This is a genomic window from Rhodococcus sp. BP-241 (genome assembly GCF_019836145.1).
In the GTDB taxonomy this organism is placed as follows: domain Bacteria; phylum Actinomycetota; class Actinomycetes; order Mycobacteriales; family Mycobacteriaceae; genus Rhodococcoides.
On record NZ_JABUEI010000004.1, the window covers coordinates 453,764 to 478,239 of the forward strand.

The 24,476-nt window shown below is 68.2% G+C and carries 21 protein-coding genes; 11 read left to right on the forward strand and 10 right to left on the reverse strand.

Going from position 1 to position 24,476, the window contains the following annotated elements:
* Positions 1-36: 36 nt before the first annotated feature.
* Positions 37-597 (forward strand): YceI family protein, encoded by a 561-nt coding sequence (locus tag HQ308_RS11370; protein WP_222646432.1) that lies wholly within the window; start codon positions 37-39, stop codon positions 595-597.
* Here HQ308_RS11370 and dnaB read toward each other — a convergent pair.
* The 6 genes from dnaB to rpsF all read right to left on the reverse strand — a co-directional run bounded on the left by dnaB (position 594) and on the right by rpsF (position 8,092).
* A complete protein-coding gene (dnaB, locus tag HQ308_RS11375; RefSeq protein ID WP_222637870.1) occupies positions 594-3,233 on the reverse strand; it encodes a replicative DNA helicase in 2,640 nt (879 codons plus the stop codon). The genes HQ308_RS11370 and dnaB overlap by 4 nt on opposite strands.
* A 571-nt stretch (positions 3,234-3,804) precedes the next feature.
* Positions 3,805-6,078: a SulP family inorganic anion transporter gene (locus HQ308_RS11380; protein ID WP_374198527.1), complete on the reverse strand. Its 2,274-nt coding sequence runs from the start codon at positions 6,076-6,078 to the stop codon at positions 3,805-3,807.
* Positions 6,079-6,416: 338 nt separating this feature from the next.
* Entirely contained in the window at positions 6,417-6,869 is a 453-nt protein-coding gene (rplI, locus tag HQ308_RS11385; protein ID WP_027506022.1) for a 50S ribosomal protein L9, read from the reverse strand.
* A gap of 14 nt (positions 6,870-6,883) precedes the next feature.
* Positions 6,884-7,126 carry a 30S ribosomal protein S18 gene (gene rpsR / locus HQ308_RS11390; protein ID WP_027506021.1) on the reverse strand — a complete coding sequence of 81 codons (243 nt, stop codon included), beginning with the start codon at positions 7,124-7,126 and terminating at the stop codon, positions 6,884-6,886.
* 47 nt (positions 7,127-7,173) lie between these two features.
* A complete protein-coding gene (locus HQ308_RS11395) occupies positions 7,174-7,725 on the reverse strand; it encodes a single-stranded DNA-binding protein (RefSeq protein WP_027506020.1) in 552 nt (183 codons plus the stop codon).
* Between the two features lie 79 nt (positions 7,726-7,804).
* A complete protein-coding gene (rpsF, locus tag HQ308_RS11400) occupies positions 7,805-8,092 on the reverse strand; it encodes a 30S ribosomal protein S6 (RefSeq protein ID WP_027506019.1) in 288 nt (95 codons plus the stop codon).
* A 171-nt stretch (positions 8,093-8,263) separates the two neighbouring features.
* On the opposite strand from rpsF, the gene HQ308_RS11405 reads away from it, so the two are divergent.
* The 3 genes from HQ308_RS11405 to HQ308_RS11415 all read left to right on the forward strand — a co-directional run bounded on the left by HQ308_RS11405 (position 8,264) and on the right by HQ308_RS11415 (position 10,730).
* On the forward strand, positions 8,264-9,673 hold the full coding sequence (locus HQ308_RS11405) for a glycosyltransferase 87 family protein (protein WP_056440943.1): 1,410 nt from the start codon (positions 8,264-8,266) through the stop codon (positions 9,671-9,673).
* On the forward strand, positions 9,670-10,251 hold the full coding sequence (locus tag HQ308_RS11410) for a GNAT family N-acetyltransferase (RefSeq protein WP_056440941.1): 582 nt from the start codon (positions 9,670-9,672) through the stop codon (positions 10,249-10,251). The genes HQ308_RS11405 and HQ308_RS11410 overlap by 4 nt, the downstream gene beginning before the upstream one ends.
* A 167-nt stretch (positions 10,252-10,418) precedes the next feature.
* Entirely contained in the window at positions 10,419-10,730 is a 312-nt protein-coding gene (locus HQ308_RS11415; protein WP_081821310.1) for a LuxR C-terminal-related transcriptional regulator, read from the forward strand.
* A 10-nt stretch (positions 10,731-10,740) separates the two neighbouring features.
* Here HQ308_RS11415 and HQ308_RS11420 read toward each other — a convergent pair whose 3' ends face one another.
* Entirely contained in the window at positions 10,741-11,853 is a 1,113-nt protein-coding gene (locus tag HQ308_RS11420) for a DUF475 domain-containing protein (RefSeq protein WP_222646434.1), read from the reverse strand.
* 171 nt (positions 11,854-12,024) lie between these two features.
* The gene (locus HQ308_RS11425) at positions 12,025-12,600 is read right to left on the reverse strand and encodes a TerD family protein (RefSeq protein ID WP_027506015.1); all 576 of its coding nucleotides are present in this window, start codon (positions 12,598-12,600) and stop codon (positions 12,025-12,027) included.
* A 77-nt stretch (positions 12,601-12,677) separates the two neighbouring features.
* Between HQ308_RS11425 and HQ308_RS11430 the strand changes: the two genes are divergently transcribed.
* The 7 genes from HQ308_RS11430 to HQ308_RS11460 are packed head-to-tail and all read left to right on the forward strand — an operon-like array spanning position 12,678 to position 20,169.
* Positions 12,678-13,970: a hypothetical protein gene (locus HQ308_RS11430; RefSeq protein WP_308115756.1), complete on the forward strand. Its 1,293-nt coding sequence runs from the start codon at positions 12,678-12,680 to the stop codon at positions 13,968-13,970.
* Positions 13,971-13,986: 16 nt separating this feature from the next.
* Positions 13,987-15,171 carry an HpcH/HpaI aldolase/citrate lyase family protein gene (locus HQ308_RS11435; RefSeq protein ID WP_056440932.1) on the forward strand — a complete coding sequence of 395 codons (1,185 nt, stop codon included), beginning with the start codon at positions 13,987-13,989 and terminating at the stop codon, positions 15,169-15,171.
* Positions 15,168-16,442 (forward strand): phosphoribosyltransferase family protein, encoded by a 1,275-nt coding sequence (locus HQ308_RS11440; RefSeq protein ID WP_222646435.1) that lies wholly within the window; start codon positions 15,168-15,170, stop codon positions 16,440-16,442. The genes HQ308_RS11435 and HQ308_RS11440 overlap by 4 nt, the downstream gene beginning before the upstream one ends.
* Positions 16,439-17,548 carry a cysteine protease StiP family protein gene (locus HQ308_RS11445; RefSeq protein WP_222646436.1) on the forward strand — a complete coding sequence of 370 codons (1,110 nt, stop codon included), beginning with the start codon at positions 16,439-16,441 and terminating at the stop codon, positions 17,546-17,548. Before HQ308_RS11440 ends, HQ308_RS11445 begins: the two co-directional genes overlap by 4 nt.
* Positions 17,549-17,592: 44 nt before the next feature.
* Positions 17,593-18,420: an HAD family hydrolase gene (locus tag HQ308_RS11450; RefSeq protein WP_222646490.1), complete on the forward strand. Its 828-nt coding sequence runs from the start codon at positions 17,593-17,595 to the stop codon at positions 18,418-18,420.
* A 38-nt stretch (positions 18,421-18,458) separates the two neighbouring features.
* Positions 18,459-19,679, forward strand: coding sequence for a TerD family protein (locus tag HQ308_RS11455; protein WP_308115757.1), 1,221 nt, complete (start codon positions 18,459-18,461; stop codon positions 19,677-19,679).
* Between the two features lie 22 nt (positions 19,680-19,701).
* Positions 19,702-20,169, forward strand: a complete 468-nt coding sequence (locus HQ308_RS11460; protein ID WP_027506008.1) for a universal stress protein — start codon at positions 19,702-19,704, stop codon at positions 20,167-20,169.
* Here HQ308_RS11460 and HQ308_RS11465 read toward each other — a convergent pair.
* Together HQ308_RS11465 and HQ308_RS11470 are read right to left on the reverse strand one after the other, a co-directional pair.
* Positions 20,132-21,649 (reverse strand): glycosyltransferase family 87 protein, encoded by a 1,518-nt coding sequence (locus HQ308_RS11465; RefSeq protein WP_081821328.1) that lies wholly within the window; start codon positions 21,647-21,649, stop codon positions 20,132-20,134. The genes HQ308_RS11460 and HQ308_RS11465 overlap by 38 nt on opposite strands.
* A gap of 185 nt (positions 21,650-21,834) precedes the next feature.
* On the reverse strand, positions 21,835-23,925 hold the full coding sequence (locus HQ308_RS11470; protein WP_081821327.1) for a transglycosylase domain-containing protein: 2,091 nt from the start codon (positions 23,923-23,925) through the stop codon (positions 21,835-21,837).
* Positions 23,926-24,476: the final 551 nt, after the last annotated feature.

Below are 24,476 nucleotides of genomic sequence, written 5' to 3' on the forward strand. Positions count from 1 at the left end.
CGCATTCTGCCCCAGCAGCGCGGATACAGTCGGGTGATGACCACCTCGAGCAGGACCCTGACCGCGGCGGACGGCACGCTGAACGTCCACACCGGGGTGACCGGTCGAGCGTCGAAGATGGGGCACCGGCTGACCATCGCGTTCCGCGACTGGAGCGTCACCGTCGACGAGTCGGACGGCGCTCCGACGGCCGTCACGGTTCGGGTGCGCGTCGACTCCATGGAGGTCGTCAGTGGCGAGGGCGGCGTCACACCGATGTTCGGCCCCGAGAAGATGCTCGCGCGGTCCAACGCCCTCGGCACGCTGGACGCGTCGGACCATCCCGAGATCCGCTACGACGCGACCGCCGTCGAGTCGACGAAGGACGGCTACCGTCTCGACGGCACGCTGACGATCCACGGCGTGACACGCGAGCACACCGTCGACCTTTCGGTCTCCACCTCCGACGGGACGACGCACGTCGCCTTCGACGCGGTGGTGACGCAGACGGACTTCGGCGTGAAGCCCTACTCCCAGCTGCTCGGATCGATGAAGGTCGTCGACGACGTCGACGTGTCCTTCTCCGCCTCGATCTCCCAGCCGGCCTCGGCGGACTAGCCGCGCGCCATGTCGACGAAGCGCGACAGGTGCAACTGGTGCGCCACCGTGATGGTGGCCGTGGGTCCGTTGCGGTGCTTGCCGAGGATCAGGTCGGCCTCGCCGCCGCGGGGATCGTCGCGCTCGGTCGCATCCGGACGGTAGAGCAGGATGACCATGTCGGCGTCCTGCTCGAGCGAGCCGGACTCACGAAGGTCCGAGACCATCGGCTTCTTGTCCGTGCGCTGCTCGGGACCACGGTTGAGCTGACAGATGGCGACAACCGGAACCATGAGCTCCTTGGCCAACAGCTTCAGCGATCGCGAGAAGTCCGAGACCTCCTGCTGACGCGACTCCACCTTCTTGCCGGACGACATCAGCTGCAGGTAGTCGATGACGATGAGCTTGAGATCGTGTCGCTGCTTGAGTCGCCGCGCCTTGGCGCGGATCTCCATCATGGTGAGGTTGGGGGAGTCGTCGACGAAGAGTGGTGCCTCGCTGATCTCGCTCATCCTGCGGGCGAGGCGGGTCCAGTCGTCGTCCGTCATCTTTCCCGAGCGCATGTCGCCGAGCTTGATCTTGGCCTCGGCGGAGAGGAGACGCATGACGATCTCGGTGCGGCTCATCTCGAGCGAGAACATGACGCTGGCCATGCCGTGCTTGATGGAGCACGAGCGCATGAAATCCATTCCGAGAGTGGAGTTGTGTGTCGGCACCATCGAACGACCGGCGAGATAGAGGTGGTCCGTGTTATCGACCTCGACACATCTGACCGGCACCGAGTCGACGCGACGAACGTCGACGATGAAGCGACTCGAAGACCTGGACACATTCGATGAGGCACGACGCTCTTTGTGCAGCAACTGCTTTCGATGCAGACCGAAGACCACATCATCGGTCGAGAAGGTGAGTGTGAACGCCGTCGACGACGCCTCGGTGCGTCCTGCCACCCTCTTCGTCGATCGATGTACTCGGTACCCCAGACTGACGATGAGTTCCTCGACGTCGAGTGCCAGTCGCTCATTGGTGACACTGAACTGCGCGGATCCGCCTGCCGTGACGGTCCCGTCGGTGTCCAGCAGGCCGGCGAGTACAGCTCGCCGCTGCGACTCCGACGACCTGAGGTACTCCATGGGAATGTGCTTGTTGTTCAACACACCGAGTGTTCGGAGGCGAGCTTGCACCGTCCCCGTGGCGTTTCGGCACTTCTGGCACATCCGAAGTCCGGTGCACAGCTCACCGCAGAGCGGGCACAGCGGCTGATCCACCACGTCATCCTGGAAACGAGCCCGGCCACCGCATGAACGGCCGCAGGTACGCACCTGAGAAGAGAACGGCACGAAGCGTTTTCCGCACACCGTACAGAACTTGGCCGGTACAGGTTCGGGTGCGGGAAGCTGAATCGAGTATCGCAACTCAGCTGCTGCGGATCGAACGGCCACCAACCCCTCACCTTCGATCCGAGCAATGATCTCGGGATCGTCGGAGGTGATCTGCGCGCAAGCGCTGGTGCCGTCCCCCAACCACGCGCCCAGCGTGTAGGGAGGGACGGAAAGGACCGCGTCCGGACGCTGGATCGGCTTCGCGTTGGTCACCGAGTGATTCAGTCGAGCGTCCTTGGTCGCGCACCTGACCGAACCGGCGATCTGCTCGGTGGTTCGCACCTCGGCGAACGTTCCTTGGTTCTTGGTCCTGTTGTATCGAGCAGCCGCAGCCTGCGCCGACTTTCGCGATGCGCGGGTATCCGTGAGCCACTGATGCTCCGCGTCGGCCACGATGACCGTGCCGTCGGAGAACTCGACCTCGTAACACGGCCTACCGACCATCACGTCGGTCGCAGCGACGACCCGAGTCGCAGATCCGGACGCATCGATGAGATGGTCCCCGACCTCGACTTCACCCATCGTCGTCCACCCAGTGGGCGTCGCCAACGGCGTGTCGAGGGCGAGCGCCTTGCCCACACCAGGCCTCGCCGCGACGATGATCATCTGGCCCGGATGCAGACCGTTGGTCACCTCGTCGAGCTCGGTGAAGCCGGTGGGGACACCGTTCGACATGCCGCCGCGGCTGGCGATGGAGTCGATCTCGTCCATCGTGGGCTGCAGCAGTTCCTCGAGCTGGACGAAGTCCTCCGCGGTACGACGCTCGGTGACCTCGTACACCTCGGCCTGAGCCCGGTCGACGACTTCGGACACGTCCTGACCGTCCGCGCCCGCGTAGCCGAACTGGACGATGCGCGTACCGGCCTCGACGAGGCGACGCAGGATCGCCTTCTCGACGACGATCTCGGCGTAGAACGACGCGTTGGCCGCCGTGGGGACCGTCTGCGTCAGCGTGACGAGGTAGGGCGGGCCGCCGATGCGCTTGAGCTCGCCGCGCCGTTCGAGCTCCGCGGAGACGGTGACCGGGTCGGCGGGGTCGCCGCGGCCGTACAGATCGAGGATGGCGTCGTAGACCATCTGGTGGGCCGGGCGGTAGAAGTCGCCGGGACGCAGAACCTCCAGGACGTCCGCGATGGCGTCCTTGCTGAGCAGCATGCCGCCCAGAACGGACTGCTCGGCAGCCATGTCCTGAGGGGGCTGACGACCGAAGTCCTCACCGGGCGCCTCGGACGGCCCCTGGTAGTCGTTCGTTCCCCGATCGTCCACGACTGCCACAGAAGTTCGCCGCCCTCTCGCTCGACCGAAGCTCGCCCCCGGAGATCTCGTCCGTCCTCGGCCGTGTCGGCCGAGTCCGTGCTCACCACGTTGTACCCCCGGCCTCCGACACGGTCCGAACAGGTGACTGCACGCGCGTGCGCGAGCGGCTGTCCGGCGGTCGACGAGGCCCGTCGATGGTGTGCCGGAGGGACGTTAGGTGCTCGGTCCGCCAGCACCAAACGGGCCTGTTGAGCAATCTGTGGACGGGGTGTGGACAACGCAGGCGAGTCGTGTTGACCACCTGTGCAGAACCTGTGCAGCAACAAGATCACACAGCCCATCAGTGCACGTCAGGGCGATTTCGCAATTTTTCTCTCTGTGGATGAATCCGCACTCGGCGTGTCCTGCCGACTTGACATGTCGGGCGTGTCAGGTCTCCATGGCTGGAGTTATCAACATGACCTGGGTCACATGTCGGTATCCGCCGGTGAAACCGCCGAGTGATTCTGATCCGGTCCGGATAACGGCCGCCGGACACGCGACGGGGCGCCGCGATGCAGTGCATCGCGGCGCCCCGTGGAGACCCTGGTCAGTTCTGCGCTTGCTCCTGATCGAGCTCGGTGACCGAGGCCGCGTCGACGAGCACGACCCGCGCCGTGGGAATGTCGAAGAAGAGTCCGACCACCTCGAGCCTCCCCTCGGCGACCGCCTTGCCCACCACGGCGTGACGCGACAGGGTCTGCAGTTGTACTGCCACGTTCACCATGGCGAGCTGGTCGATCTCGGAGAACCCCAGCTCTGCGGCATCCCGCGCGACGGGGTGGCCACTCCGGAACGCACTGAGGCTCGCCCGGCCGTGCGAGAGCCACTCACCCACCACCCCGTCGGCGTCGTGGGCGTCCGCGAGCAGCCCCCGCATGGCTCCACAGCCGGAGTGGCCGCAGACCACGACGGAACTGATGGCGAGCGTGTTCACGCCGTACTCCAGAGCGGCCTCGAGCGACGTGTCCGGATCACCGACCGGGATCAGATTGCCCATGTTGCGGACGGTGAAGAGGTCGCCGGGTCCGGCGCTGGTGATCGTGTTCGGCAGCACGCGCGAGTCGACACAACTCAGGAAGAACGTGTCCGGGTCCTGGAACTCGCTCAGCTTCTCGAGGTGCGGGCGCATGGACGACGCGCTGCGACGGTGGTATTCCTCGACACCGGCCAGGACCGGCCGGAGCGCCGCCGGGGTGACGGCGTCGGCGGTGAACGGCCCGGAGTGGCTGTCGACGGTCTGCCATTGCGACCACGGCATGAACGTGCGCGCGGACAGCATGTGGGGCATGCGTCTCGGTGGCCCGGCCGTGGCCGACGCCATGTCCACGGCGCCGACCTCGTCGACGACGACGGTGCCGCCCGTCGCCTCGTACTGCTTCGTCCACTCGTGCAGCGCGTCGTACACCGCGTGGTCGAGGAAGTCGACGGTCAGCTCGATCGTCACGGATCGGCCGGCAGGAACGGACTGCAGCACCCGCGTGAGGCGAGGAAGCGACAGGAAGCTGAGCGATCCCTCCACCACGACGCGCCAGGAGTCCTCGGTGAGCTGCTCGGCACGCACCCGTGCCCACAGCACGCGGCGCAACACCAGCAGGACGGAGATGGCGAGCCCGATCAGCACGCCCTCGAGCAGATTGAGGGTGACGACACCGACGACCGTCGCCGCGTACACCACCACGTCGCCGGTCCTCGTCGCCGAGCGGATGTCCGCGAGCTTGACCAGCTGCACACCGATCATGACGAGCAGACCTGCCAGTGCGGCGTAGGGGACCAGCTCGACCACACCGATGAACAGGACCGAGAAGATGAGAACCCAGACACCGTGCAGCACGGCCGAAGCGGGGGATCGGGCGCCGGATCGGACGTTGGTGGCGCTGCGCACGATGACGCCGGTGACGGGCAGTCCGCCGGCGACACCGGACACCATGTTGGCGGCGCCCTGACCCATGAGTTCGCGATCGAAGTTGGTGCGTCTGCCCGAGTGCATCTTGTCGATGGCGACGGCGGAGAGCAGGCTCTCGACACTCGCGATCAACGCGATGGTCAGCACACCGGTCGCGAACGCTGCCCACTGCCCGTCCGGGAATGCCGGCAACTCCACGGCCTCGATCAGGTTGCCGGGCAGATCGATTCGTTCGACGTTCATCGAGAAGGCCAGTGAGAGACCGGTTCCCGCGACCACGGCCACCAGCGGGCCGGGGACCTTACCGAGTGGGCCGGTGATGCGCGGCCACAGCAGCATCAGCGCAACGACCACGCCGCCGATGGCGACCGGCGCCGCCTCGGCGTTCAGGATCGACGAAGGCAGAGACGTGATGTTGGCGACGGCGGAACTCCGGCTCTCCCCACCGAGCAGCACGTGGATCTGCTGCAGCGCGATGGTGATACCGATACCGGCCAGCATCGCGTGCACCACCACCGGCGAGATGGCGAGCGCCTGGCGGGCGATACGGCTCAGACCCAGCACCACCTGCAGCACACCGGCGAACACCGTGATGAGACACGTGATGCGCCAACCGAACTGGTTCACCAACTCGGCCACCACCACGGTCAGGCCGGCGGCCGGCCCGCTCACCTGCAGCGGGGACCCACCCAGCGCACCGGCGAGGATGCCGCCGATGACGGCCGCGATGAGGCCCGCCATGACGGGAGCGCCGGAGGCCACCGCGATTCCGATGGAGAGCGGTACCGCCACCAGGAACACCACGAGAGACGCGGGCACGTCGTACCGGGCGACGCTCGCCAGCCGGTCGCGCGGTGTGGGGCTCGGGGCGGGTACGGGTGGTTCGGCGGGGGACGAGCGATCGAGTTGTGCAGTCACGGTGAAGCCTCCAGGCGGACACGGATGGTGTGGGTCTGTGCGGTTTCGTCGGTGCAGAACGCCCGGTCTCTCCTCGGGGCGCATCGTTGGTCAAGACATCTCGAAGAGTACGTAAAGGTTTCGGCGCACCCTCGGCGCCGGACGGTGCTCGGGCCGCGTCTGCTCCGAGGTTTGGGGACGGTGCCAGTGGACCCACCCGGAAACACTCACCGCGTACAGAATCACCACCTCGCCCGCGCCGGAGGACGGCCGAGACAGGCAGGAAAAGAACGAACGCAAACGCAGAATGCCCCGGCCGAGAATCGGCCGGGGCATTCGGTACTGCGTGTCGGTGATGCTTACGAGGCGGTGACCTCGAGGTCGAACGACGCCGTCACATCGGGGTGCAGCGCCACGGTGATGCGGTGCGTTCCGGTGGACTTCACGTGCGACTTCGGCAGTTCGATGCTGCGCTTGTCGAGCACCGGGCCACCGGCGCTCTTGACGGCAGCGGCGACGTCGGCTGCGGTGACCGCACCGAAGAGCTTGCCCGAGCCGCCGGTTCGCACCGACAGCGTCACGGACGTCAGGCCCTCGATGGCCTGCTTGAGCTCGTTGGCATGGTCCAGCCCGCGCACGGCGCGAGCTTCCTGGGCACGACGGATGCCCTCGACCTGCTTCTGTGCTCCGCGGGTGGCCGCAATGGCCAGTCCACGGGGCAGCAGGAAGTTACGTCCGTAGCCGTCCTTGACCTCGACGGTGTCTCCGGGTGCGCCGAGGTTGTCGACATCAGCGGTGAGGATGAGCTTCATGGTTACCTTTCCCCTTATCGCGCAGTCGCGGCGTAGGGCAGCAGTGCTACCTCACGCGAGTTCTTGACTGCGATGGCGATGTCCCGCTGGTGCTGGACGCAGTTGCCGGTGACACGACGAGCGCGGATCTTGCCGCGGTCGCTGACGTACTTACGCAGCAACGTCGTGTCCTTGTAGTCGATGGACGTGTTCTTTTCCTTACAGAAGGCACAGACCTTCTTCTTGATCACCTTGTCGCGCAACGGCGGTTTAGGCATGGACAATCTCCGAATCTTGATTCACTGCATGTGTGGTGCGTACCGGATCAGAACGGCGGTTCGTCGTCGCCGCCGCCACGGGAGCCACCGAACGATCCCGATGCCTGCGGGGCACTGCCCCACGGATCGTCACCGCCCGAGCTGCCACCGGACGAACGGCTCGACGAGCCACCCGATCCACCGGAGGAACCACCGAACCCGCCGCCGCTGTTGCCGCCGCCTCCGCCGCTGCCACGACTGACCTTGTTGACCTTGGCCGTCGCGTACCGCAGGGAGGGGCCGACCTCGTCGACCTCGAGTTCGACGACAGTGCGCTTCTCGCCTTCACGCGTCTCGTAGGAACGCTGCCGCAACCGGCCCGTCACGACGACTCGCGCACCGCGGGTGAGCGACTCCGCGACGTTCTCCGCAGCCTCGCGCCAGATGTTGCAGCGCATGAAGAGTGCGTCGCCGTCCTTCCATTCGTTGGACTGACGATCGAACGTGCGGGGCGTGGACGCGACGGTGAAGTTCGCGACCGCTGCACCTGCGGGGGTGAATCGGAGTTCGGGATCGGCCGTCAGGTTCCCGACGACGGTGATGACGGTTTCGCCTGCCATGATTCCTCTTTCTCGTGCCTTGTCAGCGCATGATCTTCTCGGTTGCCGTCAGCCTAGGGCGAGACGGTGACACGAGGGATCACTTGCCGCGGCGCAGAACCTTGGTGCGCAGCACCGATTCGTTCAGGCCGAGCTGGCGATCGAGCTCCGACACCGTGGCGGGCTCCGCGTTGATGTCGATCACCGCGTAGATGCCTTCGGCGTGCTTCTCGATCTCGTAGGCGAGACGGCGCTTTCCCCACACGTCGACCTTGTCGACCTTGCCGCCGTCCTTGCGGATGACGTTCAGGAACGTATCCAGCGACGGGGCGACCGTGCGCTCGTCGAGATTGGGGTCGAGGATGACCATCAGTTCGTAATGACGCATAAGACCTCATCACCTCCTATGGACTGTGAAACGGTCACGGACGATCCGTGACAGGAGGGTCGTTGCGTCAGCAACCGGTCCAGGGTACCTGGACCGCGGCTCACCACGAAATCGGCGGATCGACGGTGCGGACAGCACGGCGCGAGGTCCGGGGCACCTACTCTTGTCCTCATGACCACCGGCCGCGCGACGATCTCCGGCCGCGCCGGGGTCGCCACGGCGGCCGCCGTCACCGCGATCTCGGTGATCACGATGGTGCTCGGCTACGTCAACAAGGCGCGGTGCGCGGGAGCACCCTTCGACGAGACCGGACGCAGTCTGGCGTTCGACCGCATCAAGGACTCGTCCGTCTGCTACTCCGACATCCAGTTCCTGTGGCTCGACCGCGGCATCGATCAGCACCTGTTCCCCTACCTGACCGGCGGTATCTCCGCCGACGGCACACTCACCGGCGGAACCGTCGAGTACCCGGTGCTCAGCGGACTTCTCATGTGGGTCGGCGGTCTGGCGAGCCACACCGACGCCCAGTTCCTCCTCTACTCGGCGCTCCTGCTCGCACCGTTCGGCGCGGTGACCGCCTGGATGCTCGGACGCCTCGGCGGCCGCGTCGCGCTGCTCTGGTCGGCCGGCCCCGCGCTGGTTCTCTACGCGTTCCACAACTGGGAACTCCCCGTGGTGGCGACGACCGTCGGCGCCGTGTACGTGATGTCCACCCGCATGCCGCTCCGACGTCGGGCGTATCTTGCGTCGGCACTCCTGGCGGTGGGCTTCTGCCTCAAGCTCTATCCGGGCGCCTTCGTTCTCCCGCTCGCGTCGTACGTCCTGGCCGGGGGCGTGGGCGGGGTGGAGTCCCCCGTGTCCGCACGCCGGTCGCCGCGCCGACTCGACGTGCGCGGGGCGGCCGGAGTGATCGCCGTCGCCGCTGCCGTGGTGGCCGCCGTCAACCTGCCCTTCGCGATCCTCGGCTACGACGGATGGCGAGCGTCGTTCGCCTTCCAGGGCATGCGGCAGGCCGACATCACGACCAACTCGATCTGGTACTGGGGACTGCGGATCCTCTACGACGTGCCGTCGGCGACGCCGGACATGAGCGCCGCCAACGACCAGGCGTACCAGAGCCTGGTCTCGGTGCTCTCGCCGTTGCTGGTGCTGGTGTCGTTCGCCGCCGCGCTGTGGTTCGGCTGGCGTCGACGTCTCGCGGAAGGCACCTACCCCTGGGTGCAGACCAGCGCGGTGATGCTCGTGGCGTTCCTTCTGTTCCACAAGGTGCACTCACCGCAGTACACGCTGTGGCTCGTCCCGTTCTTCGTCCTGTTGCACGTTCCCTGGCACGTGGTGACGGCTTACCTGATCACCGACGTCGTACTCGGTGTCGGCGTCTTCCGGTACTTCGCCGCGTTGTCGAGTGGCAGCGACGCGACCACCGAGGAGAACGTCGTGGTGTTCGGGGTGTGGGTGCGCGCCGTGCTGCTGGTCGTTCTCGTCGTCCTGTTCGCACGGTCCCGTCGCCGCACTCTCGACGCCCGTCCCACCCGGTCCCCGCGCCGCCGGACCGACGCCGAAGCGGAGGTACCCGTGTGAGCACGCCGTTCGATCCCGTCCCCCTGCTCGGCGAGCACGTGCACCTCGAGCCGCTGACGCCCGATCACGCGGGCGAGCTCGCGGCGGCCGCGGACGACCCCGCGATCTTCCGCTGGACCGGATCCGTCGTGTCCGACGACACGACCGCCCGCGCGTACATCGACACCGCCCTCGCGGACACGGCGCGGCGGGCGTTCCTGCAGCGGGACGCGCGTACCGGCGTCGCGGTCGGCACGACGTCCTACTATCAGATCGACGCCTCGAATCGGAGCGTCGCCATCGGATACACCTGGCTCTCGCGCTCGGCCCAGGGAACCAGGATCAACCCCGAGTCGAAGTTCCTTCTGCTCGAGCACGCCTTCGGCTCCGCCGGCGTGGTGCGGGTGGAGTGGCACACCGACGCACTGAACGAGCAGTCCCGTGCGGCGATCGGCAAGCTCGGCGCACACTTCGAGGGATTGCTGCGCAAGCATCGTCGCCGCGTCGACGGAACGTGGCGCACCACGGCGCTGTTCTCGATGACCGACGACGAATGGCCGGCGGCCCGGGACGTTCTGCGCAGCCGCATCGACAGCTGAGCCGTCCGTCGACCTGCGCCTTTTACAGAATGTGTGCACTCGTCCGGCAGAGTTCGTGACGAGTCATTCTCCGGGGAACGATGACAAAACCGACTGTTCGGTGAGAGACTGTTGAAGAAACCGGCAGTTCGACCGAAACCAGGGACACGAGAAACAAGGGCACACCAGTGACGACCACGACATGGCGCCGTCCGGATCAGGACGGCTCGGCCACCGTTCGCACGCATGGCCACACCGACAGCACCACCTACCAGCGCCCCAACCTCACGGTTCGTGAGATCGAGGTGCTCATCAGCTGGTTCCGCTGCGATTCCAAGCCGGCCGTCGCGGCCAGCATGTTCCTCTCGCTCGGAACGGTGAACACCCACCTGACGCGGATCCGTCAGAAGTACGCGGCCGTCGGCCGGCCCGCACCGACCAAGGCATCACTGGTCGCGCGGGCCCTGCAGGACGGCCTGATCGACATCGACGAACTCTGAGGTCCGCCCGTCACTCCTGGATGTGCACCTTGGCGTCGTCGGCATGCCCCTCGGCCGCGAGGCGCCGGTTACGGCGCACGCTGGACAGGAACGACAGTCCGATGAGGACCACACCGACGAGTCCGGTGATGATCTCGTTGATGTGCACGCCGATCGAGACCAGCAGGATGATCGACAGTGCGCCGATGGCCCAGTGGGCGCCGTGCTCGAGGTACACGTAGTCGTCGAGCGTGCCCCTGCGCACCAGATAGACCGTGAGCGACCGCACGAACATCGCACCGATGAAGCCGAGGCCCAGGGCGATGATGATGGGGTCGGCGGTGATGGCGAACGCGCCGATGACGCCGTCGAAGCTGAAGGACGCGTCGAGGACCTCGAGGTAGAGGAACAGGAAGAAGCCGGCCTTGCCGGTGGCCTTCGCGAGGTCCGACGGCCCGCCGGAGGCCTCCTCCTCGTCTTCACCGGGGACGTGGAACAGATTGCCGAGGCCGTTCACCGCGATGTAGGTGACCATGCCCAGCACGCCGGACACCATGACCGTGGAGATCTTGTCGTCCTCCGCCATGAACTCGGCCGCGAGAACCAGCAGGATGCCGGCGACGATCACGGACATCATGTCGAGCTTGCCGGCCTTGGCCAGCGGCTTCTCGATCCACGAGAGCCAGGTGTGCTCGCGCTCCTCGAAGATGAAGCCGAGGAACAGCATGAGCAGGAACATGCCACCGAACGCGGCGATCTGCGGATGCGCGTCGGTGATCAGCGTCTCGTACGACGGGCTGCCGTCGGGGAAGTAGGCGGCGTCGTCCGCGGGCGGGTTGAGCGCGAGACGGAGCGCCGCCACGGGGCCCAGGCCGGACGCGGCCCAGACGATGACCAGCGGGAAAACCAGCCGCATACCGAAGACGGCGATGATGATGCCGATGGTGAGGAAGATCTTCTGCCAGAACTCGCTCATCCGGCGCAGGACCGTCGCGTTGATGACCGCGTTGTCGAAGGACAGCGACACCTCGAGGATGCCGAGGATCACGACGAGAGCGACGGCCTGCCAGCTCCCGTAGATGAAGGCCACCACGATGGCGAGCGCGGTGATCGCGAACGACCATCCGAAGATGCGTAGAACCACGGGTGGTGGCCTTTCTCTGGTGTCGATCCCTGCGGGCTCCGGCAACGGGGCGTCGTTGCCCCGACATGCAACGGAGAGTGTCGCAGCGCCGTCCGACGAGGACGACGCGCAACACTCTCCGGTACTCGGACCGAATGCCCCGTCGAGCGGGACATTACTCCTTCACAGGGGTCAGACGTTCACTCCGAAGTCGCGGGCGATGCCGGCCAGACCGGAGGCGTAGCCCTGGCCCACGGCGCGGAACTTCCACTCCGCACCGTTGCGGTAGAGCTCGCCGAACACCATGGCGGTCTCCGTCGAGGCGTCCTCGCTGAGGTCGTAGCGGGCGAGTTCGGTGCCGTTGGACTTGTCGACGACGCGGATGTAGGCGTTGCGGACCTGGCCGAACGACTGCGAGCGTGCGTCGGCCTCGTAGATGGACACCGGGAAGTTGATGGTGTCGATGTTCGGCGGCACGGCGGAGAGCTCGACGTTGATGACCTCGTCGTCGCCGTCGCCCTCACCGGTGGTGTTGTCACCGGTGTGTTCGATCGACCCGTCGGGGCTCTTCAGGTTGTTGAAGAACACGAAGTGCTGGTCGCTGACCACCTTCTTGTCCGTACCGAGCGCGATGGCGCTGGCATCGAGGTCGAAGTCGGTGCCGGTGGTCGTGCGGATGTCCCATCCGAGACCCACCGAGACGGCCGTGAGGTTCGGTGCGGCTTTCGTGAGGGAGACATTGCCACCCTTGGTCAGGCTGACGCCCATGGCTCGAGTCCTTTCGGTTGCGTGCTACCGGTCGCGTGCTGGAAAGTGCTGTCCACTCGCGTTCATACCCTCAACGTGTGGCATCGCACCAGCGTTCCCGCGAGCCGGTGCGACTCGAGATCGCCGGCGCGTCCGAGAACTGCGCCGCCAGTACCATCGGGCGGGTGACACACCGCTGGCCCGGGCGCCTGAGCCGCGGCCGGGCGCGCACCGAGGCGGTCGCCGCCATCCGGGCCGACACGGTCCGGACCTTCCTCGACATGGACAAGCGTCAGTCGATCGCATCCGCGGGGGTCGACGCGCTGGAACGACTGGGCAGGTCGGACGACAGTCTGCGAGCGCGCTGGCGGCCGGTGGAGGAGCAGTGCTTCGCAGCGGGTGCCTCGTATCTGGCGGCCACGGAGCGCCCCGAGTCCGACGCGAGCGAGGAGGCGTACGACGCCTTCGCCACCGCCATCGCCCACCTCTCCGCCGCCAGCGCCGCGGTCGACCAGTTCTACGAGGCGCACCGGGCACGGCTCGAGCACGCGACGCTCGAGTACGCCGCGGTCCCGCGCCTGGCGAACGACGCACGCACCGCGGCGACCTCGGTGCTGGCGACCGTCACCGGATCGGAACCGCACCACTCCTATCGCTCCGTGCGTGACGCCGTCGCCGCGGTACACCGTGCACTGGACGGTCTCGCGGCGGCGGAATCCGGGGGCAGCGGCACCGCGGTCACCGGCCGCGCAGCGCAGGTGCGCTCCGCCGCGGACGATCTCCGCCAGGCACTCGCCGAGGCACCCGGCCGCGCCGGATCGGCGTCCACCGCCCTGGCATCGGTCCGCACTCGGCTCCAGGCGGTCGGCACCAAGGCCGAGTACATCGCGCCCGCCTACTCCGCCCTGCTGCGCGAGTTCGTGGCCGCCAGCTCGGACGATCTCTCCCGAGCTCGGGAGAACTGCGAGACCCACATGGTCGAGGCGGCCCGCGACATCGACGACGCGGCGACCGCACGCGACCGAGGCGATCCGGAGGAGGCACTCGACCGGATCACCGCCGCACGGCAGCATCTGGCCGACGCGGAGGCGGACATCGAGGCCGTCACCGGACGCCTGGCACGCCTGCGCGAGGTGCGGGACGACCCCGGGGCCGTGGATCGCCGCGTCCGGTTCCGGCTGCGCGACGCGCAGCTGCTGGCCGTCGACCGGGGACTGGTTGCCGAATGGGGCTCGGTGTTGGATGCTCAGCTCGCACGGATCGAGAGGGCCGCCGCGGCACTCGGAACGGGCCGACCCGACTACTGGGCGTACCTGCGCGAACTCGATTCCGTCGAGGACTTCATCTCCGGTGTGGTCGACCGCATCCGCGGCCGACAGAGTCGGACCTGATACGAAAGGGGTTGCAGTGCAGCACTTCTCTCACCTGGAACCCGCCACACTCGAGTACCTGTTCCACCGCCCGCCCGTCGCCGTGACCGCGGAGAGCGACCTCACGACGCGGGCGCTCGCCCTGGGCGCCACGCTCTACGTCCCGGCCACCAGGGCGAACCTGGTGGAGACGGTACGCAAGCGCGCGGCCGAGGGCTCCCGGTCCGTCGTGCTCGATCTCGAGGACGCCGTTGCCGACGCCGACCTCGAAGCGGCGCGCGGACACGTCGTCGCCGCGCTGGACGCACTCGCCGTCGATCCGCCCGAGGCCGCCGTCTTCGTCCGCGTCCGCACGGCGGAGGACATGCACCACGTCTGCGACCGTCTCACCACCGGCATCGACGTCCTGCACGGCTTCGTTCTTCCCAAGTTCCGGCCGGAGAGCGGCGAGAAGTTTCTCGAGGAGGTGGCCGCTCGGTCGGCCGCAGCGGGCAGACACCTGGTGGTCATGCCCGTGATGGAGTCCCGCGAGATGGTCTACCGGGAGACCCGTGACGACGAGTTGGCCGGTGCACGTGACGTGCTCGACCGATACCGCGACAGCGTCCTGGCGGTGCGAGTCGGTGCCACCGACATGAGCGGCGCCTTCGGGATCCGACGCGACCGCGACCTGACGATCTACGACGTGCGGGTGGTCGCGGACACCATCGGCGCCATCGTCAACCACCTCGGGCGCAGTGACGGAACGGGTTTCGTCGTCACCGGCCCGGTCTGGGAGTACTTCGCCGACCACGAGCGGCTGTTCCGCCCGATGCTGCGAGCCACGCCCTTCGCCGAGCACGACGCCGTCCGCTTCCGCCAGCAGCTGGTCAGCCGCGACATCGACGGTCTGCTCCGTGAGGTCGCGCTCGACCGTGCCAACGGGCTGCACGGCAAGACCGTCATCCACCCGTCCCACGTCGCCGCCGTGCACTCGCTGTCGGTGGTCACCCACGAGGAGTATCAGGATGCACAGGCCATCGCGTCGTCCTCCGGCGGAGGCGGCGTCCTCGCCTCCGGCTACGGCAACAAGATGAACGAACTCGGTCCGCACCGGCCGTGGGCCGAGCAGACGCTGCGCCGGGCCGCCGTCTTCGGCGTCACCGCCGAGGGTGTGTCGTTCGTCGACGTGATGCAGGCACTGGCCAGGCGTCCCGCGTCCACGACCGGCACTGCACGATGAGCCGCGCGATGGGCCGTCGACTGCCCTGGGCGACAGCGGAACTGGGGCTCGTCCTCGAGCACGGCACCTCGTCGGTGGGCCGGCGGGTGGGCGACCTGGTGCAGCCGGGGCTGCGGCGCAACCCGCGCCGGGCACACCTGCTGGTGTCGACCGTTCTGGGCAAACACATCCCGCAGGACCCGGCCGAGGTGATCCGAGCAGGTGAGCTCCTGGGCTCCCTGTGCGCCGACGTGCTCGCCGGGCACGACGACGGCGTGGTGGTACTCGGATTCGCCGAGACCGCGACGGGACTCGGTCACTGCGTGGCGACGCGCCTCGGCGCACGGTCCTACATCCACTCGACCCGTCGACCCGTCGAGGGATTCGCCGTGCACGGTGAGTTCGAGGAGGGCCACTCGCACGCGACGGATCATCGCCTCCTACCCACCGATCCGGAGCGCGACCTGCCCTCTTACCTCCCGATGGTCCTGGTCGACGACGAGATCTCCACGGGAACGACGGCCCTCGGTGCCATTCGCGCGGTGCACGCACTCGCGCCGCGGGCGCGCTACGTGATCGCCTCGCTCGTCGACATGCGCTCGGCGGATCAGCGCCGCGAGACCGACCGCGTCGCTGCGGAACTCGGGGTGGTCATCGACTCGGTGTCGCTCGCGACGGGCACCGTGCATCTGCCCGACGACATCATCGCCGTCGTGGAAGCGCTACCCGCTGCGTCTGCACCGGTGGATGCTCCCCACCGAGGGACCGTCACCAGGGTCGACGTGCCCTGGCCGGCCGGAGTGCCCGACGGCGGTCGCCACGGTTTTCGGGCCGAGGACGTCGCCGCCTTCGACGCCGCGGTCGAGGAGTCGGCCGATCTGCTGCGACCGCACCTCGGCTCGGGCACCACCGTCGTGATCGGGCACGAGGAACTGATGTACCTCCCGCTCCGCATCGCCCGCGCACTGTCGGACCGCGGAACGCCGACACTGTTCCAGACCACCACCCGCTCACCCGCTCATGTGCTCGACGAGCCGGGTTACCCGCTGCGGCGCGGCTTCTCGTTCGTCGCACCGGAACCCGCGGCCGGTGGCCGACGTCATCTCTACAACGCTCGGGTACCGGACGAGGAGGCGCCGAGCCCCGTTCTTCTCGTCGTGGATCCGCCCGCGGACACCGAGGCGTTGACGGGTCCGGACGGTCTCGTGGACGCCCTCACCCGCACCGGTATCGACGTCACCGTCGCCGTGGTGGCGGCGGATCCGCACTCGCTGCGGACGGAGTCTCGATGACGGCACCGCTGCACGGTCCGGCGTTCGGGTCCTACGCGGCGGACGAGGTGTCCTGGCTCCTGAAGGATCTCTCGCACGTCTCGCTGGAGGCGGACACCGCGTCGCGGGAGCAGCAGATCCAGTCGGGCGCAGCGCACTACGCCGAGAGCCTGCCCGTCGAGTATCAACCCGATGCCGCCTACCGCGACCTGTTCGCCACCGTCCTGGAGGAGAGCGCGACGCGCCTCGCCACCGCGGTCGGCATCGTCACCGATCTGGTGATCGCCGAGCGCGGTGAGAACCTGGTGCTCGCCTCTCTCGCCCGCGCCGGCACCCCCATCGGCATCCTGATGCGCCGCTGGGCGCGGGACGTGCGCGGTCTGACGTGGCCGCACTACGCCGTGTCCATCGTGCGCGATCGCGGAATCGACTCGGCCGCACTGGATCATCTCGCCCGTCACCACGACCCGGCCGACGTCGTCTTCGTGGACGGGTGGACCGGCAAGGGCGCCATCACTCGGGAATTGACCGCCGCCCTCGACGCGGTGCACCGGGCGGGAGGCCCCCGCTTCGACGACCGGCTCGCGGTACTGGCGGACCCCGGGCACTGTGTGACCACCTTCGGCACCCGCGACGACTTCCTCATCGCGTCGGCATGCCTCAACTCGACGGTGTCGGGCCTGATCTCCCGCACCGTGCTCAACGACACGCTCATCGGGCCCGGTGAGTTCCACGGCGCCAAGTTCTACGCCGACCTCGCCGCGGTGGACGTGTCGAACCTGTTGCTGGACAGCGTGTCCGCCAGATTCGACGATGTCGCGGACGCCGTGGTAGAGGGACTGTCGACGGTGCGGTCCGCCGACCGGACTCCGACGTGGAGTGGCTGGGCCTCGGTCGAGCGCGTACGGGAGGAGTACGGCATCAGCACGGTCAACTTCGTCAAACCCGGAGTGGGAGAGACCACCCGCGTGCTGCTCCGCCGGGTCCCGTGGCGCGTTCTCGTGCGCGACGCGCGGGCGCCGGAGCACCGCCACATCCGGATGCTCGCCGAGGCGAGGGGCGTGCCCGTGGACGTCGTTCCCGATCTCGCCTACTCCTGCATGGGTCTCGTCCGGGACGTCTCGTGACCGAGGCGAGGACCGCACTGGTCGCGACCGATCTCGACCGCACGATGATCTACAGCGCCGCCGCCTTGGCGGAGGGTCGCACGGACGGACACGACGACGACGTGCGCTGCGTCGAGTACTACGAGGGTGCGCCGCTGTCGTACATGACCGCACGCGCCGCGGACCTGCTCACCAGCCTCGCGTCCGAGGTGGTGGTGGTGCCGACCACGACGCGCACCGTCGAGCAGTTCCGACGCATCGCCCTGCCGGGAGCACCCTGGCGGCATGCGATCACGACCAACGGGGCCACCATCCTCGTCGACGGTGAGCCGGATCTCGACTGGCGCCGCGCCGTCGAGGACGCCGTCGCCGGGTCCGCGGTGCCGCTCGCGGAGGTGACCGCGGAGATGACACGGCGGGGCGACGACTCGTGGGTGCTCACGCAGCGGACGGCGGACGATCTGTTCTGCTACCTCGTCGTGAACGTGGAGACGATGCCCGAGGGTTTCGTCGACGAGTTCGCACACTGGTGCACCGAGCGCGGCTGGGGCGTGTCCCGGCAGGGCCGCAAGGTCTATGCGATGCCCGACGCGGTGTGCAAGTCGCATGCCGTCGTCGAGGTGCGCCGACGGTGCGTGAACGCGGGAACGCTGGAGGCCGACGCCCCGGTGCTCGCCGCCGGGGACGGCGCCCTCGACGCGGAGATGCTTCGTGCCGCGACCGCCGCCATCCGTCCGCGGCACGGTGAACTGGAACTGCTGCAGTGGGACGCCCCCGGGCTGGTGGTCACCGAACGGTCCGGCGGTGCTGCGAGCGAGGAGATCCTGGACTGGTTCCGGGCAACGGCCGGCACGTCGGGCTCCGCCGCTGCCCCGCCGACACACGTACGCTGAATTCGGACGTACCCGACCACCCCGGAAGAGGACGAGACGTGGCTGCACAGCCGTTGACCAAGGGACAGAATGCTCCTCTGTCCACCGCCACCGTTCGCATCGGTCTCGAGCTGACCGCACCGGCGGACATCTCCGCCCTGCTCGTCACCGACAGCGGCAAGGTTCGCTCCGACGCCGACTTCGTCTTCTTCAACCAGCCCTCCGGCCCCGGTGTGCAGCTGGTTCCGGGCCAGGGTGGGCCGCAGGAAGTCGCCGTGACCCTCGCCGCGGTCCCGGCCGACATCACGCAGATCCGAGTCGTCGTCACGCTCGACGACTCGTCGAGCAGCTTCGGACGCGTCTCCGCGCCCACCGCCCACGTGATCGACGGCGGCACCGGTGCGACGCTCTACTCGTACACCGTGGACGGCCTCACGACGGAGTCCATCGTCATCGCGCTCGAGCTGTACCGGCGCGGCGACGGCTGGAAGGTCCGTGCCGTGGGCCAGGGTTACGCGGGCGGGTTCGCCGCTCTCGTCGGTGACCACGGGGTCTCGGTGGACGACGCGCCCGCAGCGGCGCCTGCGCTTGCTGCACCCACACCTCCGCCTGCCGCTCCCACACCTCCGCCGGCCCCCACGCCGCCGCCCGCGGCACCTTCTGCGCCCGCGGCCCCCGCCGAGGTGAGCCTGACGAAGGCTCGGCCCGTCAGCCTCACCAAGGGTCAGAAGGTGACGCTGAAGAAGGACGGTGGCGTCGCACTGACCACCATCCGCATGGGCCTCGGTTGGGACCCCATCAAGAAGGCCGGCTTCTTCGGAGGCGGGCGCAGCGCGGACGTCGATCTCGACGCCTCGGCGCTGATGTTCTCCGGCGACAAGCACGCCGACGTCGTCTACTTCGGCCAGCTGCGGTCGAAGGACGGGTCGATCGTCCACCAGGGCGACAACCTCACCGGCGAGGGCGAGGGCGACGACGAGGTGATCACGGTGGACCTGACGCGGGTGCCCGCCCATGTGAGCTCGATCGTCTTCATCGTGACCTCGTACCGCGGGCAGACGTTCGAGCAGGTGGCGAACGCCTTCACCCGCCTGGTCGACAACACGATCAACACCGAGCTGGCACGCTTCACGCTGCAGGGCGGCATGCCGTTCACCGGGCTGGTCATGGCCAAGGTGTACCGAGCCGGGAGCGAGTGGAAGCTGCAGGCGATCGGCGACGGCATCAACGCCAAGCACGCGGGCGAAGCGTTGCCGCAGCTCCGTCCGTACCTCTCCTGACGAGGAGTCGTAGGCTCGGGTCGTGACCTCGTCGAACGATCCCTCCGTCTTCGAGTACGGAGTGGACGGCCCCAAGCTGATCGTCGTGGGCCTCGACGGCTCCGACTCCTCCTGGCGGGCGGCCGCGTACGCCGCCGGACTGGCGCGCCGGCAGCACTCCAAGCTCGTGCTGGTCTACGTGCAGACGCTGGCGGCCGGCGCCTTCGCGCAGGCGAGCGGCGTGGTCTACGACTCGGGGAGCCAGGTGGCGGACCAGCTGCTCACCGAGATCCGCGACCACGTGGTGCGTTTCGGCGAGCACCAGCACGTGAACTGGGAGTTCCGGACGTTCCGCGGCGACCCGGCGATGGGACTCGCCGCCGTCGGCGACGAACTGCGTGCCGACGCGATCGTCGTGGGCACGTCCGAGTCTGCCGGGCACCGCATCTTCGGCTCCGTCGCCGTCCGACTGGTCAAGCTGGGTCGGTGGCCGGTGACCGTGGTGCCCTAGGCGGTGGCGCCGCATCCGCGATCGGAACCTCGACGGGCCGCGGACGCACCATCGCCGGCACCCACGACGGGTACGCGTCGGGTGCTCCGTCGAGCACACCACCGGCCGGATCGTCGTCGCCGCTGCGACGCACCAGATCGTCCACCGGCCGGTAGATCTGCCGCACCACCAGGACACACAATCCGACGACGGCGAGATCGCGCACCAGGACGGTCGCCGTGAAGTACTGCTCGGGCAGACCCTTGTCGGCCACGCCCAGGTAGTACATCATCCGCGGAACCCAGACGAGTGCGTCGATGGTCATCCACGCCAACAGGATTCGCCGGTGCGGCAGAGCCAGGACCGCGAGCGGCACCAGCCACAAGGAGTACTGCGGACTCCACACCTTGTTCGTCAGCAGGAAACCGGCGACCACGAGGAAACACAGCTGCATCAGGCGAGGACGCCGCGGAGCCGTCAGCGCCACCCAGCCGATGGCGAGGCACACGACCACGAAGAGCAGCGCCGTCACGAGATTGAGGATCACCGGCTTCTCGCCGGGACCGAGCGGGCCGTCGAATCCGGCCCAGCCGGTGAACGACCGGGCCACGTTGTAGAGCGAGTCCGGATCGGCGCCGCGGTCGGAGTTCAGTCGGAAGAACTCCGACCAGCCACGCGGAAACAGCAGTGCGATGGGCAGATTGACCAGAACCCACGCCGAGAGCGCCGCCGCCGTGGTCCGCGACCAGTCCCTGATGTTCCCCGTGCGGATGCACAGCACGAGGAGCGGACCGAGCAGGAACAGCGGGTAGAGCTTCGTCGCGCCCCCGATGCCGAGCAGGACACCGGCCAGCACCGGCCTGCGTCGCGCCCACGCCAGCAACCCACCGGAGGCGAATGCCGTTGCGAGAGCGTCGAAGTTGGTGAAGACGTGCACGATCACCAGAGGAGAACACGCGGCCAGCGCGGCGTCCCACACCCGACGTCCCGCCAACATCGTGGTCGCCCAGATCGTCACGATCCAGGCGAGGGCGGAGCCGAACGCCACCACGTTGAAATACAGCGCGACCGTGAGCGCCTGCGGCAACCACGGGACCGCAGACCACGCGTGGGCCACCTGCATCGACACGTACTGGTACAGCCCCGCCACCACCGGATACTCCATGTACCGGGTGATCGTGGAACCGTCGGAACCCGTTTCCTCCCACGACTTCTTGTACGGGAACGCGCCCTGATCGAGGCGCTCCGCGCCGTAGAGGGGGACCACGTCGGAGTAACACATCGCGACGTACTGACGGCTCCCGCTCCAGTCGAGTCCCAGCTCGCCGCCGGGGCCGTTCGGGGCCTGCTGGATGCACGCGGCCTTCCCGAACCAACCCAGCGCGAGAAACACGACAGTGAACGCGAAGATCACGCGCAGTGGCGTGATGTGGCGCTGCCGCCCCACCAACGCGTGCTTGCCCACGGGGCCGCCGACCACCGTCGACAACTCCGCGACCATGGGGTCGGTCAGACTCGGCCGATCGCGCCGACGAGCGGAGCGTCGATCCGTCGCCAACTCACCCGGACTCGCCAACAACTCGTCGGACGAATGGTCCCGACCGGCCTCCGGCCCGCCCGTCGAAACTCGACCGGCCTCCGGCCTGCCCGTCGAAACTCGACCGGCCTCCGGCCTGCCCGTCACCCCTAGCCGCCGGGCGGCGTGGCCGGCTCCGGAGCCGCCCCGTCGTCGGGCGGGGTGACGGCGGAAGGTTCCGCCGGCGCCGGGGCCAGACCGGGAACCGGAATGGTGATGCCCGGCAGGATCTCGACCTGCGACGGGACGACGACCGGCGGAGCGACGGGCTCCGGCGTCGTGGGCTCCGGCGCTGCGGAAGAGGATGTGGGCGGCGCCGCGGTCCGTGTCGGCGCGGGTGCCGAGTACTGCGGCACACCGGCCTGGCCGGCGATCGCACCCGGTGCAGGGAACGACTCGACGGGCGAGCCCTCGAGGGACGCGTCGAGCGTGTCCTTCCAGATGTCCGACGGAAGTCCGGAGCCGTAGATGGGTCCCCCGTAGCTGTTCTCCAGCGGGAGGCCCTGCTCGGTACCGACCCACACGGCCGTCGCCAGAGACGGCGTGTACCCGACCATCCAGGCGTCCTTGTTCTCGCCGGTGTCACCGAGCTGCGCGGTACCGGTCTTCGCAGCGGACGCGCGTCCCTCGGCCAGGTTGTGGCCGTTCGAGTAACCCGCGATGGGACGCATGGCCGCCGTGACGTTGTCCGCTACGGCGGGGTCGACCCGCTGCTCGCCGGGGTCCGCTCCGCGATCGAGCAACACGGTGCCGTCGGCCGTCACGACCTTCTGCACGAAGTGCGGTGCGTGGTAGGTACCCGATGCGGCGAGCGTCGCGTACGCGCTGGCCATGTCGATGACACGGGACTGGTACTGCCCGAGCACGATGCCGTTGTTGGGGCCGGCGCCGTTCGGCTCGGTCAGGGTCTCGCCGATGCCCTCGACCTCGGTCGGGATACCGAGGCGGTGCGCCATGTCGGCCACCGCCTGCGGGCCGCCGTCGAGGCTGAGCTGCAACCTGTAGAAGCTCGTGTTGAGCGACCGCTTGAGAGCCTCGGCAATGGTGCAGGTGCCGCAGGACTCGCCCTCGACGTTGCCGATGGAGATGCCGTTGACCGTCAGCGGCGAGCTGTCGTACATCTGCGACAGCGGGATGCCCTGATCCAGAGCCGCCGCCAGGCCGAAGACCTTGAACGACGAACCGGTCTGCAGGCCGGACTGCGCGAAGTCGAAGCCGCGACCGTCGACACCGCCGTAGTACGAGCGCACCGCACCGGTGCGGGGGTCGATCGACACCGACGCCGTGCGCAGCTCGGACGGTTCACCCTCCATGTTGGAGTTCACGGCGTCGATGGCGGCCTGCTGATCCTGCGGATCGATCGTCGTGGTGATCTGCAGTCCGGCGGTGTTCAGGTCCTGCTCACTGATGCCCGACGCGGTGAGCTCCTTGAGCACCTGGTTCTTGATCAGTCCGTTCGGGCCGGCGTCGGCGGCGTCGCCGCTGTCCACCGAGGCGAGCGGTCGCCACTGCGGGTACTGCATCGCCTGACGCTGGGTCTGATCGAGCGCACCCATCGTGACCATGCCGTCGAGGACGTAGTTCCAGCGGCTCTGCGCACCCGTCGGGTTGTTCTCCGGATCGAGTCCGGAGGGCTGCTGGATGGTGGCCGCGAGCACGGCACCCTCCTCGACGCTCAACTGCTCGACGGGCTTGTCGAAGTACGCCTTCGACGCCGCCGCGATGCCGTACGCGCCGCGGCCGAAGTAGATGGTGTTGAGGTACGCGGCGAGGATGTCGTCCTTGGTCCACTGACGCGCCATCTTCGAGGAGATGACCAGCTCGCGCATCTTGCGGGTGAGCGTCCGCTCGGACCCCACGAGCGCGTTCTTCACGTACTGCTGCGTGATGGTGGATCCACCACCGGCGCTGTCGCGCCCGAGCACGTTGTCGCGAGCGGCGCGTGCGAAGCCGGTGACCGAGAATCCGGGGTTGGAGTAGAAGTCACGATCCTCGGCCGACAACACCGCATTGCGGACGTGCTCGGGGATCTGTCCGATCTCGACATCGGTGCGGTTGCCCTCGGGAGGGACCACCGTGCCGAGGACGGACGTTCCGTCCGACGCGAGGACGGTGGCGACCTGGTTGGTCTTGATGTCACCGGGGCGCGGAACGTCCTCGACGACGTACGCGACCATGAACACCAGGACCGGAACGACCATGCCCAGCGCGATCAAGCCGTACAGCGTGCGCCGCAGGACCTTCCACTTCGACTTCTTCTTCGTCTTCGTGGCAGTACCTCCTGATGGCGGTTCGGTGGGTCCTCCACCGAACCGGTCCCGGTCACCGTCGGCGTCGCCACGCGAGTGGGACGTCACGGGCCGGGAGGGTGGAACGTCGGTCGCCCGTGGATCGTCCGAGTACGGGCGCGGCTGCGAGAACGCCTGCGACCGCGGCGGGGGCGCGGTCGGGGGAATCTGGGTGGTGTCCGGTCCACGATCGTCGTAGGACGGCGGACCGTAGGCCGGGCGCCGCGGGTGATCGGCCGGCGGCCAGCTCGGCGGGGGACCACCGGGGCCGTCCCGGCGAGGCGCACGCGGTGGGGGTGGGCCCGACGGCCGCTGCTGGGGATCGCGGACCGGCTCGTGGCTCGGGCGCCCGTGACGCGGTGGTTCCCCGGGCCCGTCGGGTCGACCGTGGCGGCCGGACGGACGCCCGCGATCGTCACCGGAACTGTCGTAGGGGGAACTCACTCACGTACTCCACTGTCAGG